This window comes from Acinetobacter lwoffii (genome assembly GCF_024129735.1).
Classification (GTDB): Bacteria; Pseudomonadota; Gammaproteobacteria; order Pseudomonadales; family Moraxellaceae; genus Acinetobacter; species Acinetobacter lwoffii_H.
In genome coordinates, this window is sequence record NZ_JAMXXK010000001.1 from 185653 (window position 1) to 202412 (window position 16760).

General features: G+C 43.5%; 15 protein-coding genes and 1 pseudogene. 6 read left to right on the top strand and 10 right to left on the bottom strand.

Annotated features, from left to right (window positions below):
* Positions 1-38: 38 nt before the first annotated feature.
* The 4 genes from NI469_RS00995 to hrpA form a co-directional block, all read right to left on the bottom strand.
* The gene (locus NI469_RS00995) at positions 39-2045 is read right to left on the bottom strand and encodes a hypothetical protein (protein ID WP_044109575.1); all 2007 of its coding nucleotides are present in this window, start codon (positions 2043-2045) and stop codon (positions 39-41) included.
* A gap of 196 nt (positions 2046-2241) precedes the next feature.
* Positions 2242-2994 carry a 1-acyl-sn-glycerol-3-phosphate acyltransferase gene (locus tag NI469_RS01000; RefSeq protein ID WP_044109576.1) on the bottom strand — a complete coding sequence of 251 codons (753 nt, stop codon included), beginning with the start codon at positions 2992-2994 and terminating at the stop codon, positions 2242-2244.
* A 26-nt stretch (positions 2995-3020) separates the two neighbouring features.
* Positions 3021-4130 carry a beta-ketoacyl-ACP synthase III gene (locus NI469_RS01005; RefSeq protein WP_004278914.1) on the bottom strand — a complete coding sequence of 370 codons (1110 nt, stop codon included), beginning with the start codon at positions 4128-4130 and terminating at the stop codon, positions 3021-3023.
* Between the two features lie 30 nt (positions 4131-4160).
* On the bottom strand, positions 4161-8099 hold the full coding sequence (gene hrpA / locus NI469_RS01010) for an ATP-dependent RNA helicase HrpA (protein WP_253174250.1): 3939 nt from the start codon (positions 8097-8099) through the stop codon (positions 4161-4163).
* 489 nt (positions 8100-8588) lie between these two features.
* Here hrpA and ahpC point away from each other — a divergent pair, with 489 nt between their 5' ends.
* Both ahpC and NI469_RS01020 read left to right on the top strand, forming a co-directional pair.
* Positions 8589-9152 (top strand): alkyl hydroperoxide reductase subunit C, encoded by a 564-nt coding sequence (ahpC, locus tag NI469_RS01015; RefSeq protein ID WP_004278916.1) that lies wholly within the window; start codon positions 8589-8591, stop codon positions 9150-9152.
* 292 nt (positions 9153-9444) lie between these two features.
* Positions 9445-9651: a KTSC domain-containing protein gene (locus tag NI469_RS01020; protein ID WP_004645498.1), complete on the top strand. Its 207-nt coding sequence runs from the start codon at positions 9445-9447 to the stop codon at positions 9649-9651.
* Positions 9652-9662: 11 nt separating this feature from the next.
* Here NI469_RS01020 and NI469_RS01025 read toward each other — a convergent pair whose 3' ends face one another.
* A complete protein-coding gene (locus tag NI469_RS01025; RefSeq protein ID WP_253174251.1) occupies positions 9663-10253 on the bottom strand; it encodes an O-methyltransferase in 591 nt (196 codons plus the stop codon).
* Between the two features lie 24 nt (positions 10254-10277).
* A complete protein-coding gene (locus NI469_RS01030) occupies positions 10278-10496 on the bottom strand; it encodes a DUF1653 domain-containing protein (RefSeq protein WP_034438283.1) in 219 nt (72 codons plus the stop codon).
* A gap of 233 nt (positions 10497-10729) precedes the next feature.
* Between NI469_RS01030 and ahpF the strand changes: the two genes are divergently transcribed.
* The 3 genes from ahpF to NI469_RS01045 all read left to right on the top strand — a co-directional run bounded on the left by ahpF (position 10730) and on the right by NI469_RS01045 (position 13178).
* A complete protein-coding gene (gene ahpF, locus NI469_RS01035; protein WP_253174252.1) occupies positions 10730-12295 on the top strand; it encodes an alkyl hydroperoxide reductase subunit F in 1566 nt (521 codons plus the stop codon).
* Positions 12296-12581: 286 nt separating this feature from the next.
* Complete coding sequence (locus tag NI469_RS01040) at positions 12582-12827, top strand: hypothetical protein (RefSeq protein ID WP_004278921.1); 246 nt, start codon at positions 12582-12584, stop codon at positions 12825-12827.
* Positions 12828-12971: 144 nt separating this feature from the next.
* Positions 12972-13178, top strand: coding sequence for a hypothetical protein (locus NI469_RS01045; RefSeq protein ID WP_005106537.1), 207 nt, complete (start codon positions 12972-12974; stop codon positions 13176-13178).
* Here NI469_RS01045 and NI469_RS01050 read toward each other — a convergent pair.
* Complete coding sequence (locus NI469_RS01050; protein WP_253174253.1) at positions 13162-13800, bottom strand: LysE family transporter; 639 nt, start codon at positions 13798-13800, stop codon at positions 13162-13164. The two genes, NI469_RS01045 and NI469_RS01050, sit on opposite strands and share 17 nt — an antisense overlap.
* A gap of 117 nt (positions 13801-13917) precedes the next feature.
* Entirely contained in the window at positions 13918-14484 is a 567-nt protein-coding gene (locus tag NI469_RS01055; protein WP_005247360.1) for an FxsA family protein, read from the bottom strand.
* 125 nt (positions 14485-14609) lie between these two features.
* Between NI469_RS01055 and ruvC the strand changes: the two genes are divergently transcribed.
* Positions 14610-15155 (top strand): crossover junction endodeoxyribonuclease RuvC, encoded by a 546-nt coding sequence (gene ruvC, locus NI469_RS01060; protein WP_004278925.1) that lies wholly within the window; start codon positions 14610-14612, stop codon positions 15153-15155.
* Between the two features lie 3 nt (positions 15156-15158).
* Here the strand turns inward: ruvC and NI469_RS01065 are convergent, their stop codons facing one another.
* Together NI469_RS01065 and NI469_RS01070 are read right to left on the bottom strand one after the other, a co-directional pair.
* Positions 15159-15431: an acylphosphatase gene (locus NI469_RS01065; protein WP_191113031.1), complete on the bottom strand. Its 273-nt coding sequence runs from the start codon at positions 15429-15431 to the stop codon at positions 15159-15161.
* 10 nt (positions 15432-15441) lie between these two features.
* Positions 15442-16668: pseudogene (locus tag NI469_RS01070) on the bottom strand (NAD(P)H-hydrate dehydratase); the annotation flags it as partial.
* Positions 16669-16760 lie beyond the last annotated feature (92 nt).

Sequence of the window (16760 nt, forward strand, 5' to 3'; positions counted from 1 at the left end):
GTTAAGCGTCATGGCGGAAAACAAGCTGTATTGAACTGTCAGGCCTGCAAGTTGAGCCAGTTAATAAAATTCATGGCAATATTGCTGTATTCAGCTTCTGCTTTCTGGTTATTCGGATATTCCAGCTGATCAAAGATCACCTGTCCATTCACCAATTGACACCCCAAGATCAAGGGTAGACGAACAGCGGGATGAGACATGCGAAAGGCCACATACTGCCTTTCCACAATTTGCTGAGCATAGCTTGCCGCCAGACAGTTCCTGAAAATTTTAGATTCCTCTAAAATCCGATCCAAAGTTTTAAGCTCTTCAAAACGCCAGTTGAAATACAGTAAAAATGAAACCTGAGTGATTGGCGTCCAGTTCACCAGTGCAAACTGTTTTTTCAGCTTGGCGATCATTTCCTGCTTTTGAATCTGATCATGCCAGACGACCGCCTGATTAAACAAACTGGTCCAGCTCAGATTTTTCGGTATTTCTGTATGGCTGGAAAAATACTCTACCAGATAGTCGCGCACATAACTGTCAAAGAGCGACTCCCGTACATGCCCGCTTTGCAAATAAAATAGCTGCCTGAACTCAGTAAAAGGAATTCGATAGCGGTGCAGAACATTATAGAAATCACGGTTCTGCTGGCTTGGAGGCTGAATATACACCAGAACCTCATCTGGCAAATGCACCGTAATTTTATATAAATACTGCATATACGCCTGCATCATCCGGCTCAAGTTCAGATAAACCTTTTTGGTCAGTTGATCATCCATTTTGACCACATTACGCAGCAGCTCCATCCATTCATCCAGATACAGAATTGAGGGACTAATCGCAATCCGTTGATCCTCAATCGATTGGCGTGTGCCTTTTAATACCACCGCCTGATTATACTGATGCTGAAACCAGTCATGCTGGATTGCATATTCATGCATGCTATGAATAAACAGTCGCGCCGAGACATATTGAAAATATTGCAAAGTCGCCAAAATAATCTGGGGATGAATATGATGGCTGTCTACAAAACTTAAGGCAGTTACTGCAACGCGTACACTGCTATGCTGGATATTATTACTGATCCAGTCCAGTACCTCGGCCGGTTGCTTGAAGATCCAGTTCACGGCACGATGACAATCAAATAGTGGCAATCGGGCTACTTTTTTCTGCCATAAATACGGATGATTTTCCAGGAAATTCCGTTTGGATAATAAATCATCCCGATGCCACACGTCCCGGTTCATCAATCGGACAAAACCGAGCAAATTACTTTGCTCCTCAGCATGCCGATATAGCAAACAGATATCATCAGTATGATCATTCAATTCATGCAGATTAAAGCGCTCTTCAAAAGACAGCGACATAATCTGGAACAGTGCCGGAGGCAAAAACTGTGCGGCGCTAAAACAGAACTCATCCAGACTGTCCATCAATGACTGGATCGACAGGAATTCATCCTGCTGTAGACACTCCAAAGAAAAAGCCTGTTGCAAGCTTTCAAGAGTCTGCTGTGGAATCTCTTGTTCATCCTGAATAAAGTTTTGCATGACAGGTGCTGTATACAACCCGGCCTTGATCAGCTGCTGGTCGATAATCTCAGCTTGAACAATCGACATTTGCTGCAAAAATTCGGACACCCGTTCCAGGCCATTAACCCACGCATAAACCTGAGCCAGGATAAGCTGACGTAACTGTTTGGCTTTGTCGCGTAAATACAGCGAATGCTGTGGTTTTAAATCGCCAGTCAGGAAATAGATATCCTGTAAAAAGAATTCCTCCAGGGCTTCTGCCTTACATTGCTGGAAATAAAAATGACTGTCTAGCAAAGCAGGTGCAGTTCCAGAGTCTAGTGCACGTGGAGCATGAAACTGGATATAAAACAGACCATCCAGCAATTCAATCCGGCACTGATCCTGCTGAATTTTTATTAAATTTTGTGCATTCAGATGACCAATTATTGCCATCTGATCAAGATAAAGCTGGTTGAGCTCCGGAGAAATCCGTAAACATTGTTGTGCCAACAACCTTAAAGGTGCTACCAAGCTATCCTGTTCCATACGCACACCTCGGTCATCTTAGAATCATCTTATTTTTATATTGGATCATGCTGAGTCCCTGATCACCAATCAGTGAACACTTAAAAATACATTATGGCATCACTTGCACTATAAAAAAGTCCATGCATCCTTTTTCCTAAAAATAGAACATCTCAATAGATCATAGCCTAGATTTTACAGGAAGAATTTTTCTTTTTTAGTCTTGCTGACGTAGCACCTTAAGCTCGGCCAAGCCGGTATAAATATGTTGCTGCAAGATGTGTCGAAATGCAATCAGCTCTTCCTGAGTCTGAACCTGAGCAATCGATTGTCGCGGCATAAACTGAAAATAAAATGGCAGGCGTTTTGGGAATAATCGTTTAGGCAAAGATGGAATCACATCGCCCTGACGTAGTAATTTGTTCAGTTGTGGTACTTTGAGGAGCTTTTGAAAATATTTATGCTGGATGATCTTATTGGCATCAAAGCCGATCTCATAGACTTCATCCCCACCGAGCGCGGCAAAAGGGACAATATCATAGTTGAATTCCTGAGCTAGCTTTAAAAATCCGTAACGTTGCTTCCAGATCAGTTGATACTGTTCACCCTGACGTTTAAGTACTTCGCGCCCACCTCCTGGAAACACCAGAATGGAGTAGCCCTGCTGCATCACAGCACGTATATAATGCTGGATGTCATCGACTGCCCCAAACTTTTTCACGGCTTCACGCCATAGCGGTACATAAAAATGGCTATGATCCGCAACACTGACCACAGCCACCTTATGTTCGTTATAGAGATAATCAATCAGCATCGGCGAATCAAAGATGCCGTACATGGAATGATTACCGACATACATTGCAGGCCGACTGGCATCAATATATTCAGCCCCTAAAAAGGTAGGGGTAAAATATAATTTGGATAAGCCACTTAAGCGTCTAATCCATTGCCCATCATGTTTGACCTGCAAGCTGTCTGCTCCTTATCTACTCCGGACTATGCCACGCGCTTTTGGACCAGAATCGAACCCACCGAATAACCGGCACCAAATGAACACAATACACCGTATTCACCATCTTCAACTTCATGTGCAGTACGGTGCAAGGCAATGATCACCCCGGCAGAAGAAGTGTTGGCAAACTCATTCAGAATGATCGGTACCAGACCAGGTTTGGCATTTTCTTTGCCGACGACCAGTTTCAGGATTAGTTCATTCATGCTGGCATTGGCCTGGTGTAACCAGAAGCGTTTAACACCTGTCGGCTCAATCTGATTCTTTTCCAGTTGCGCAGTAATCATTTTCGCAACCAGTGGACAGACTTCTTTAAATACCTTACGACCATCCTGACGGAAACGCTTGTCGTCAATGTCAGCATTTTCAGAGGTATTCAAGAAACCGAAGTTATTGCGGATGTTATTCGAGAACTGGGTAAACAACTCAGAATCCAGAATTTCAAAACCGGTTTTGCTGTCGGTATTTTCAATAATTGAAGCGGTTGCCACATCACCAAAAATAAAGTGACAGTCACGTGAACGGAAATCGGTATGTGCAGAGGTAATTTCCACATTCACTAATAACACACGGCGCGCGCCTGCTTTGATCGCATCATAAGCCTGTTTCAGACCAAATGTTGCTGCAGAACACGCCACGTTCATGTCATAGGCATAACCTTTGATGCCTAGAGCGGTCTGAATCTCGATCGCCACAGCAGGATAAGCACGTTGCAAATTCGAGCATGACAAGATCACGATATCAATGTCTTCGGCAGTCACACCGGCATTTTCCATCGCCTGCTTGGCTGCGATTACACCCCATTCTGCCTGCAGTGAAATTTCATCATCTGCACGTTCACGTAAATTTGGACGTAAGCGTTTTGGATCAAGAATACCTGATTTTTCTACGACATAACGGCGTTGTACGCCAGATGCTTTTTCAATAAAGTCTGCGCTAGAACCACGACGTGCTTCCACTTCGCCTGCAGCGATTTTGTCAGCATTTTCGTGATTAAACAGTTCCACATAAGCATTTAAACTTTCAACTAATTCTTCATTGGTGATGACATGTTCCGGATGGAATAAGCCCGTACCCGTAATGCGGATGCCCATGTAAAATTCCTTATCTGAATTACCTATATCTTAACTGATTCCAAGACGATCCCATACTTTTTGCAAGCGAGTTGGAGACACAGGTGCTTTTGTTTTCATCGGTTGTGAAAACAATGAGATTCTTAACTCCTCGACCATGAAATACAATTCTTTCAGGCGAGGGTCATCTTTAAACTTGAATAATTTTTCCATCCATTGATCAATTTGGTCAATGGCGGAATTGTCCCTTTGTAGATTATTGGGCAAGCGCTCCAAACGCAAGATCAAGGCTTTCAAATAACGTGGAAATTCGATCCATACATCGGAAGGTTTACGATACACAAAGTCAGAAAGGCTCATTAAATCAAGTTGATCTTCAATATCATTGATATTTTTTTCAAACACAGAATGATCTAAAACCAATAATTTCCGGCGGATTTCCTGCCACTGGATATAAATATCCGTGATCTCTTTCAGGGCAACTTGGCCATAAGTCAAGAAAGATTTTTTTACATCTTCAACCAGTTTTTGGAACTCTTGCGCATTGACAGGTAATTCATTAATAGACATGTGCAGTGTGGCATAAACTAACATTTTTTCCAGTTGTGCCTTATCACCGAGTGGTGAATAAGCCAGCGCCAGAGGTTTGGAAATCTGTTTTTTCAACTGGCGGGTCAAGTCTCCGAGTTGCATATGCACCAGTCGGATCACTCCTTCACGATGTTTTTTGATCGCTTCAGCCTGATCATTAAAAGTCTGAATCACCACACCCGATTCATCTTTCTGCTCCAGGGCAGAAAAAGCTTTAGTCGGAACCAGCGCCTGGTACTGCTTGACCACGACACCGGTGACTTTTTGTGAGGCTTCAAATACAAAGCTTTCCGGGAAGGTTTTAAATTCACCTTTAAGCTGTTTGACCGGACTATGCGTTTCAGTCCGACAGCGCGCTTTCAGCTCGGCAAGATCACGCCCCTGCTCAATGACACGACCTTTTTCATCAGTCACTTTAATAAAAGGCAACAGATATTGGTCTACCCGGTCAAAGCTGAAATCTTTCTCCGTGATTTGTTCGCCTCGCAGCTGGAATGCCAAGAAACTAAAAATATGTTTCTGTAAATCCTGCGCATCTACTTTTGCTATGAGTTTTTGTGCAGTATCCGGAATCGGCACCAGATTACGGCGCTTATCCTTCGGCAAAGCTTTTAGCAATGCTTCAATCAGATCCAGACGCCAACCCGGAATCCCCCATGACCAGATACCTTCATCGACCTGGGCCAAGGCTTGCAGGGGAATTTTAACTGTCGCGCCATCTTCATCATGACTCGGGTCAAAACGATAGGTTGCAGCCAGACGCAGGCTACCATTGTGCAAATAGTCCGGAAATTGTTGTGTCGTCGGCCGGTCATTCAGCCATAGCGCATCATCATCGACAAATAAATAACGCGGATTCTGAGGCTCAACCGTGGCACGCCAATCTTCAAAAGTACGACGGCTGGCCACTTCAGGCGGCACTTTCGAGGCATAGAACTGGTAAATGGTTTCTTCATCAACCACCAGATCACGACGGCGTAATTTGTCTTCTACTCGCTCGACTTCTTCCAGTTTAAGCAAGTTATGCTTTAAAAATGGTGGAGTAATGCCTAAATGCCCAGTGGTTAAAGCATCCCGCAAGAAAATTTCATGCGCGGCCGCCTGATCTACTTTTTCATAATTGATTGGGCGTTTCGGCTCAATAATCAGACCAAATAATGAAATCTGATCATAGGCATTCACCACACCAGCTTTTTTCGACCAGTGCGGTTCAAAATAATGATGCTTGAGCAGGTCACGCGCGGCCAGCAGAATCCATTCTGGTTCAATCTTGGCAAGGGTACGCAAATACACCTGGGAAGTCTCGACCATTTCAAAGGCCATCACCCACGGTGTATTGGTCTTGTGCAAGGTAGAAGCTGGGAAAATCCGTGCTTTTTGCTGACGTACTGCCATAAAGACATTACGCTCATCGGTCTTATTGGCGATAAAGGACAATAGACCAGTTAACAAGGCACGATGCAGATTTTCATAACTGGCTTTCTTTTCATTAAATGACAGTTTTAAGCCTTTAGCCAAATCCACCAGCTGCTCATGAGTTTTCTTCCATTCACGCAGACGCAGCCAGCTCAGGAAATGATTTCGTGCAAATGTACGGCGCTTATTTTCACTCATGCTTTCGCGGTTATTATGCAGCGTCTCCCAGAGCTTGATATAGAACAGGAAATCAGAATCGGCTTCACGGAATAGTGCATGTTTCTGATCCGCCTGCATCTGCTTGTCTGCAGGGCGTTCACGCGGATCCTGAACCGCAAGCGCTGCCACAATCACCAGCACTTCATTCAAAACACCGAAATGTGCACCACCAAGAATCATACGGGCCAGACGTGGATCAATCGGCATTTTCGCCATTTGCTGACCGATCTTGGTTAAGCCACGGCTTTGAAGTCTCCCTTTCTCGAAGGGTGAGGCGTTATGCGACGCAAGAGAGGGATTTGCTTGATCATCTTCAGTTTTAGGAGAATTTTTCTCAGCCATTGCACCCAGTTCAATCAGGAGCTTACGTCCATCATTCACCAGACGGTGATCTGGTGGCTCAATGAAGTCGAAGTCTTCGAGTGAACCCAACCCCAGACTTTGCATTTGCAGAATTACCGATGCCAGGTTGGTTCGCTTGATTTCCGGTTCAGTAAACTCAGGACGGCTCAGGAAGTCTTCCTCAGAATACAAACGAATACAGACACCCGGTGCAATACGGCCACAGCGGCCTTTACGCTGATTAGCTGCTGCCTGAGAAACGGCTTCAATTGGTAAACGTTGCACACGTGAACGATAGTTATAACGCGAAATACGGGCAAAACCGCTATCAATCACATACCGGATATTCGGAACGGTTAAAGCTGTTTCTGCTACGTTGGTGGCAATAATAATGCGTCGCCCGCCACCAGAAGGATTAAAGATTTTCTGCTGTTCGGCCAGCGCCAGGCGCGCATATAAAGTTAATACTTCCGTATGGCGTGGCCCATGTTTGATCAGGGTTTCCTGTAACTCGCGAATTTCCTGCTCGGTACTGGCAAAAATCAGGATATCGGCATGTTCGGGATGACCTTTTTCCTGTGCATCCTGAAAGCATTCTTCGACTGCTTTGACCACAGCGCGAGGCAGGTTTTCTTCAAAATCATCAAACTCATCATCATCACTACCGCCAATGCTCATTTCCGAGATCGGGCGATAACGTAGCTCGACTGGAAAGCTGCGGCCTTCCACTTCAAAAATTGGTGCACCATTAAAGTAACTGCTAAAACGGTTTACATCCAGGGTTGCAGAAGTAATGATGACTTTCAGATCAGGCCGGCGCGGCAAAAGCTGCTTCAGATAACCCATAATGAAGTCGATATTCAGTGAGCGTTCATGCGCTTCATCAATAATAATCGTGTCATATTTGGTCAGGTATCGGTCATGCGTCAGTTCGGCCAGTAAAATACCATCTGTCATCAAACGCACAATTGAGTCTTGTGAACCCTGTTCCGTAAAACGTACTTTAAAGGAAATTGATTCACCGAGTTTTTCGCCAACTTCTTCGGCAATACGCTGTGATACGCTACGGGCTGCCAGTCGACGCGGCTGGGTATGTCCAATCATTCCGGTCAGGCCACGTCCAGCCAGCATGGCAATTTGCGGTAACTGGGTGGTTTTACCAGAACCGGTTTCGCCGGCCACAATAATCACCTGATGCTTTTGAATCGCAGCAATCAGCTTGTCAGTGTACTGGGTAACCGGCAGATCCTGATTCAGCCTTATGTCTGGAAGACGCTCAAGCCGTTGCCGTACTTTCAGATTGGATTTTTCAAATAATTCCTGATACTGCTTAGCATCTGCGTCTTTCCCTTTTTTCAGTCGATTTAAACGGTGACGGTCACGCGCCATTATCCATTGATCTACATTTAAATGACTCTGCACAGAGAAAACACCCACATCAAAAAACCGGAAAGGTTTATTTTACTTGGTTCATTAGATTTCAGATAGTCGTAGTTCTGTTAAGTGCCGGACAAATTGGCTTTGGCTGCCTGATTTCTCTCAATTCCGCACTATAAACCTGTCAAAATATCTAAATGACACGCATGAGTTTCCCTGATTAGATTTAATCATAAGTCCAAGTTTGGAATTGATATTTAAATTATTTTGTGGAAATTATGCTTTTTTCCGAATTGACCCTTGAATTTTTTGGTTTCAACATCATGTTTGCTAGCACGAGGAAAAAGAGATAATTTTGTCATCAGGCCATCATCTTGATGCTGCTCAATGAACAAAGCGATTTTGCCAAAGTGGCGCGTTTTTACTTAATTCGGTTTTTCCGATGTTTGTAATGTAAAAATACCATTTTATCATCAACCAAAATTTCGATACTCTTATTCAAAATCAAAGACTACCTCAATCATGGAGACAATGATGAGCTTAATTAATACTGAAGTTAAACCATTTAAAGCAACTGCATTCCAAAACGGCAAATTCATTGAAGTTACTGAAGCTGACCTGAAAGGCAAATGGTCTGTTGTATTCTTCTACCCAGCTGACTTCACTTTCGTTTGCCCGACTGAACTTGGTGACCTTGCTGACAACTACGCTGAATTCCAAAAACTAGGCGTTGAAATCTACTCAGTTTCTACTGACACGCATTTCACTCACAAAGCTTGGCACGATTCTTCAGAAGAAATCAAAAAAATCCAGTATGTAATGGTTGGTGATGCAAACTGGACTCTTGCTAAAAACTTTGACGTATTAATCGAAGCTGACGGCCTTGCTGATCGTGGTACTTTCGTGATCGATCCAGAAGGTAAAATCCAAATCGTTGAAATCAACGCTGGTGGTATCGGCCGTGACGCTCAAGAACTTCTTCGTAAAGTTAAAGCAGCTCAGTATGTACACGCTCACCCAGGCGAAGTTTGCCCAGCTAAATGGAAAGAAGGCGATGCAACTCTTGCTCCTTCAATCGACCTAGTGGGTAAAATCTAATTTTAATTAGATTGAACTGATTCAAAAAAACCACGCTTTTTAGCGTGGTTTTTTATGGTTTGAACTTTTATGTCAGTGCAATACGGGATTTTATTTTTTTAAATTATTTTGTTAGGACTTTAAATATTGCAGTCCTATTTCTTTCTTGATCCATCATATAAAAATTCAGGCATATCTTTTGCTTCGCTTTCTCATAATCCTTACCGATTCTTACAATTGAGCTATACATCTGCAGAGCCATATGGCATAAGTTCAAATGATAAGATAAGAAATATTCAGTGGAGGAACGCATATGCAAAAACTGCTTACCGTGATTTCTTGGAAATACAATCCCTCAAGCCGCCACCTGAAAATTGTATACAGTAATGGTCATGCCGAGCTGTATCATCCCGTACCTGAATTTATTTATGACAACCTGTTAAGACGCCAAGACAAAGCCGCATTCGTAGAAAAGTATCTCGAATATAATTTACATTTTAATAAAATTTGCATGGATTGAAGTGAATCCATTTAACGAAATCCCACCATCAGCAAACCTGCGCCTATGGGTACACTACTCATGATAAAACGTGGGTCTTGCTGAATTAAGGCAATAAACTCTTCGACTTCTGCTGCATGTGAAATGACATTATCAACTACCAGTAACCCGCCCTTTGCTTTAAGTAATCGACTCAAATGTGGCCAGTAACTGACATAATCATCGCGTTCAGCATCTAACAGGATAAAATCAAATATTTCCTGTTCTGCCTCCAGATAAACTTGAGCATCAATCACTTTAAAATTGATTAAGTCTGCAAGATCTATTTCTGTCGCATATTTCTTTGCCTGAGTAACCCGTTCTGCATCAACTTCAAGTGTTGTAATCATGGCTTGAGTCTGCCGAGCCGCTTCTGCCAGCCATAAGGTGGAATAACCAGTAGAGGTGCCAATTTCCAGAATATTTTTGGATTGTTGTGCACGAATCAGCATAGACAAAAATTGACCGGATTCTGGCTCTATATTCCGGTATCGGTGCAGGCGATCTGCCTGCTTAAGATCATGCCTATGAAATTTTTCATATAATTCTTGCATGAATATTTCAAATTCATCTGAGTTTTGCATCACTCTTCCCTGAGTCTGTTGGGCTTAAAGTGCCTGAATCAATTTAAAACGCTCCACTTCACGATCATCGTTGGTGGTAATGGTTTCAGTGAACATCGTTAAAGGACGTACCCAAATTGAATAATCCCCATAAAGACATTGATAAACTACCAGCTTTTCTTCAGTTTCACTGTGCGTGGCGACATGGAACACCTGATAAAGCTGTCCCTTATAATGTTGATAAATACCGCGTCGTAATTCCATCATTCAAGTCTCAAATATCTTGTTTTAATCTTAGCTGAAAATCCTTATTCTTGCTCTAAACTACTTGAAAATTAATCTTTCACCGCCATATAGAATTTTGAAATTAATGATGAATTTTTCAATAAATCTGTAAATCCGATCAATAAAATAAAAACAAACTGTTTTACCTATTTATGCAATTCATTTAATATCCTGTTATCAAATAAACATTTACTCCTTTGGAGACGTTAGCAATGTTAGACCAAAATACTTCAGCTCAACTTAAAACCTTACTTGAGCGTCTTGAAGGCCCGATTGAACTGGTGGCTACCCTTGATGGCTCTGATAAGTCAGCCAAGATCAAGGAACTGGTCGAAGAGATTGCAGCACTTTCTGATCAGGTGACTGCCCGCTTTGACGGCAGCAACAAACGTGTGCCAAGTTTCGGTATTGCCAAAGCCGGTGAACAGCCACGCGTGTTCTTTGCAGGCTTGCCGATGGGTCATGAGTTTACTTCCCTGATTCTGGCATTGCTGCAAACTTCCGGTTATGCACCGAAAGTCTCTGCGGAAGTTCTGGAGTCTATTAAAGGCCTGGGCATTCAATCCGACTTTGAAGTGTTCGTATCCTTAAGCTGCCATAACTGTCCGGATGTGGTTCAGGCACTGAACCTGATTGCGATCTACAATCCGGGTACTACAGCCACCATGATTGATGGTGCCTTCTTCCAGGATGAAGTCGAAGAACGCAAGATCATGGCGGTTCCGATGGTATTCCAGGACAACCAGCACATCGGTCAGGGTCGTATGACGCTGGAAGAAATCATTGCCAAGCTGGATAGCAATGCCGCTGCCAAAGATGCTGAAAAGCTGAATGCCAAAGACGCCTTTGATGTCCTGGTGATTGGTGGTGGACCTGCAGGCAATACTTCAGCCATCTATGCGGCACGTAAAGGCATCAAAACCGGGATCGTGGCTGAACGTATGGGTGGTCAGGTCATGGACACCATGGATATTGAAAACTACACCTCTATCCAGAAGACCCAAGGTCCGAAGTTTGCAGCCGAGATGGAAGCCCATGTGCGTGAATATGGTGTCGACATCATGAACCTGCAACGTGTATCTGACATCAAAGGTGCTGATGAAACGGCCAATGGTCTGGTGGAAGTGACTTTAGAGAATGGTGCCAAACTGGAATCGAAAACCGTGATTCTGTCGACCGGCGCACGTTGGAGAGAAATGAATGTACCGGGTGAACAGGAATATAAAACCCGTGGTGTAGCCTACTGTCCGCACTGTGATGGCCCACTGTTCAAAGGCAAGCGTGTAGCCGTGATTGGTGGCGGTAACTCGGGTGTCGAAGCCGCGATTGACCTGGCAGGAATTGTGGAGCATGTCACGCTGGTCGAGTTTGATACCAAACTACGTGCGGATCAGGTTCTGCAAGACAAACTGAATAGCTTGCCGAACACCACCGTGATCAAGAATGCCTTGTCGACTGAAGTGCTGGGTGATGGTTCACAGGTAACTGGTCTGAAATACAAAGACCGTGCCACGGATGAAGAGCACACAGTTGAACTTGCAGGGATCTTCGTGCAGATCGGTTTGTTGCCAAATACGGACTTCCTGAAAGAAACGGCTGTTGAATTAACTAACCGTGGCGAGATTGTGATTAACGACCGCAACGAAACCAATGTCAAAGGTGTGTTTGCGGCAGGTGACTGTACCACCGTGCCGTACAAGCAGATCATCATTGCCACCGGTGAAGGTGCCAAGGCATCACTGTCTGCTTTTGATTACATCATCCGTTCTGGGCAGTAAGTTTTAGACTAGCTCAAATAAAGCCCGCTTGATGCGGGCTTTATTATGTATATTTTCAAGAGAATTAACTCTTAATTCATTGATTATCATTTGATTAATGAAAATATTTCTTACATTTTAAGAAAATCCTACTGCTTGTGTAATGAATTTTTATACTCTATTGTCTCTATGTAATTATCAGCAATTGCTTATTGCAAGCTGATGCTGCTCTACCTATGATAAAAAACCAATTGAATCATCTTTCATGATCGAAGAATAAAAAGGATAACATCCTGGGAGAAGAACAATGCAGTATCAATATCATTGTGCTTGCTGCGAAAAAGTAGTCGACTCTACAGAAAAATCATGCTCAAACTGTGGCTCACATCATATTCGCAGCCCTTTTGGTTTCTGGATTTTTTGTCTTGTGGCCTGCCTCGTTACAGCAATCGTATTTAAAGTCGTGCATTTGTATGTGCAATCACAACAAGAAGTTCCTATACAACACTCTATACTGGATGTTTTAAAAGAAGAAGATAAAAGACTTCGCTAATTTCATGCATCTCACAGCAAAGACCTGTTAGTTCAAACAAGTCTTTTTATTACTCTTAAATAATTCAAATAGAGATGCGGAAAATAACCTCATCAAATCCAGCTTTGATTTACAATAGCTGTGGATTTGAATGAGAGATGTGCCATGGTTCAGTTAATTAAAAAAGGTGGATTGCGTGAGCGCGCTAACCGTAGTCGCAGTTATCAAGGCTCTGAAAATACTGAAACCACCTTAAAGCCTAATCGTTATCAAACGGCGGTTAAAACACCAGACAATTTAGCCTCTCCTTCCCCGACCTCACCAATATCTCCAGCATTAAATGAAGATACCCTCCTTAATTCATCAGAATAAGTGCGTCATACCATAACCACAATGCAAATAGCAGAAATAGTCCGCCTGACATCATATCAATATAACTCCCCGAACGCTGGTACAAGATTTTAATTTTTGGTTGGGAAATCAACAGCATCAATAAAGCAAAGGTGATAAAGGTCTGCAAAGGAATAATCACTGCCAGCTGTGCTTTCAAATAATCGGAAGCAGATGAACTCAAAGCCAGTGAAAATACGCTACTAAAATAGATCAGTGTTTTGGGATTAGAAAGGTTGGTCCATAAGCCCAACATAAAATAGTTTTTAGCTTGCACCTGTCCATTTGTATCGTCGTCGGTCTGATGTCCATTTTTAAAGCTATGCACACCACCCTTTAACATGGTCCATCCCATTTTAGCCAGGAATATGCCACCCAAAAGCATTAAGGCGTGCTGGATCCATGGAAACTGGTCAATTAACACAGTAAAACCCGCAAGTGTCAGTACTACCCAAACCACAATACCGGCAGAGATCCCTGCAATAATTTTCAAGGCATTCTGGCGTGTTGTAGATGCGGCACTTTTGGCAATGAGCAAAATATCGGGACCGGGACTGAGTTGAGCAACAAAATGCAGGAGACAGATCGTAAAAAGCAGAGACATTAAAATAAGGTAAATTTATAAAAATATATTATAACGTTTGTTCAAAGAGATTAGAAAGCTCCAATAAAAAACCGAATCATCAGATTCGGCTTAAATAGAATTTTTTAAATAAAACATTTATTTCGGATTGATATCTTTCATTTCAATTTTTTTCGCCTCAGGTCTCACTTCACGTGCTTCACCATCAATAATGTTGGAATCACCGCGACCTGATTGCTGATTTTGCATATCCTGCATTTGACGCATCATCTCGGCAAATGGGTTCTGGCCTTGTGCACCACCCATATCGCCCATCATGCCACCCATCATTTTTTCCATCATGAGTTGCTGACGTTTCATCATCGCTTTCATTATAGCAGCCTTAAAAACCTGCTGAACCGCTGGAATGAGCATCAATACTGCCAATACGTCGGTAATCAATCCAGGAATAAGCAGAAAGAAACCTGCCAGAATTTTAGGTAAATTTCCTGTTAATGCAGGATCTGCACTCATCTGTCCCATCTGCATTTGCTGCATTTGTGGCATTACACCGGCCGAGTATTTACGGATCAGATTCATACCAATAAAAAATGCGGCCACAAACCAGAAAAATACGTACCACATGCTCCCGACGAGGTCACCCACGCCAATCCAGACAAATACTTCTAGGATTAAGCCTGCAAGGATAATAAGAAATAATTTCATGAAAATTAATCTAATCTCAGTAAAATAAATAATAGGATGCTGGAATCAACTGCTTCATCAGGATCAAGCTTTTTTGATACGCTTATGTAACAATATGGGCATTATTCTATTTTTAAAGTGCGGGCATGTCATTAATTATTGGGATTGACCCCGGTTCTCGTTTAACCGGTTACGGAATTATCGAAAAAGACGGCTCCAAACTGACTTTTGTTGATGCCGGCACCATCAGAACAGAAACGACAGAAATGCCTGAACGTTTAAAACGGATCTTTGCCGGCGTGGAGCGCATTGTAAAATTTTATGGTCCCACTGAAGCTGCGGTAGAACAGGTCTTTATGGCACAAAATCCGGATTCTGCCTTAAAACTCGGTCAGGCCCGTGGTGCTGCTGTTGCGGCACTGGTCAATCTGGATTTGAAAGTCGCTGAATATACTGCGCGCCAGATCAAGCAGTCGGTAGTGGGTTATGGCGCTGCGGATAAAGAACAGGTGCAGATGATGGTAATGAATATTCTAAAACTCAGCATCAAACCGCAGCAGGATGCCGCCGATGCTTTAGCTGCTGCTATTTGTCATGCCCACGCCTCAGGCAGTATGAGTAAAATGGCGGTATTGAATGCGTTGGGTGGTATGGCACGCGGCCGGAGTCGCGTCAGTAGCCGTCGTCGATAAGGTTTAACGCAATATTATAAAGTCTTGAGCATCTAGCTCAGATTCCAGATACTCTTGAATAACCGCTTGTACGATTGCACGAGCAGGCCCTTTCCAACTTCGTGTAATCATTTCCTGAAGTTGGGAGTCTGTTCCAGCAATAACGGCCTCCACCTCACCTGTGCTCAAGTTCTTCACATATCCTTTCAGTCCAAGCGCCTGAGCCTGCTCGGCAAACCAGTAAAGGTATCCGACTCCTTGAACTTGGCCTGAAATATTCAGTTTGATGACTGGCACACTATTCTCCTTAGCGATTCACGACCTGATAAATCGCATGTTTCATATCCTGTGCCTGCAAGCCACGTTCGCCATTTTTGGCCAGTTCATCACCTGCAAGTGCATGCAGCGTCACAATTTCATGCAAATAAATTTTTTGCGCAAATTGCGCCTTTAGACTGGCAATCATGCCGGCCAGCACATCCCCCATTCCGCCAGTTCCCATACCGGCATTCCCGGCATTGCAGATGTAAAGCCTTTCTTCCAGAATCAGGCTGCCTGAACCTTTTAGCACCCATTGTCCCTGATATTTTTGTTGCAGGGCATGAATGGCTGCAATCCGATCCATTTCAACTTCCGCAGTGCTACACGCCAGTAACGTAGCGGCTTCCCCAGGATGCGGAGTCGCATAAGTCTGGGAATTCAAAACTTGAGGCTGCTTGGCCAGAAACCATAAGGCATCCGCATCCAAAACTACCTCCAGATCAGATTGCTGAGTCAGCTCAAACCAAACTGTATATTGTTGCTCTGACCAAGAATCACGACCTAATCCCATGCCAAAACAGACTGCATCGACCTGCTGAATTAGTGCTTGGCGTTGCTCCTGAGTTAAAAGATTGATATCACGCAGCATGACATTTGGTGCACGTGACAAAATCGCAGTATGGTGTTTTGCATCACAAACGATGGTGACTTTACCTGCTCCTGCAGCAAAGGCCGCCTCTGCCGCCATGATCACTGCTCCGCCCATATCGGCATGACCACCTACAACCAAGACATGACCATAACTGCCTTTATGACCAAAGGCTTCACGCTTCGGCAATTGAATCTGATGTGATGAAAGACAAGCAATTGGTTGAAGCTCAGTATCTGTCGGGATAGCAGAAATCAGTTCGATCTTGCCCGCATATTCTTTGCCTTGTCCAGTAAACAATCCTGCCTTAAGCCCTAAGCCCGTGAAAGTATAGTCAGCTTTGATCGCAACAGGCAAAGGCTGGCCGGTATTGGCATCCAGTCCACTCGGAATATCGATCGAGATTTTGAGCCCATTTTGCCGGTTAATGCCGTGAATAACATTTTGCCAGTCAGAAGCCAGCTGACGGTTCAGACCAATTCCGAATAATGCATCGATATAGACCTCACATTCAGATTGAAAATCAAAATGCGAATAAGGCTGCAAGCCAGCTTGCTGAGCTTCCTGCACAGCCGATGCTAAATCTTTGGAATTACCCAACTCAACTGCATAAATATCAACACTGGGTGGTGTTTCAAAAAGTATGCTGACATTAAATGAAGCCATTATTGATGTAAAAAAAGGTTAAGTCGAAAGCTTTAAAATGGTTTTCAATC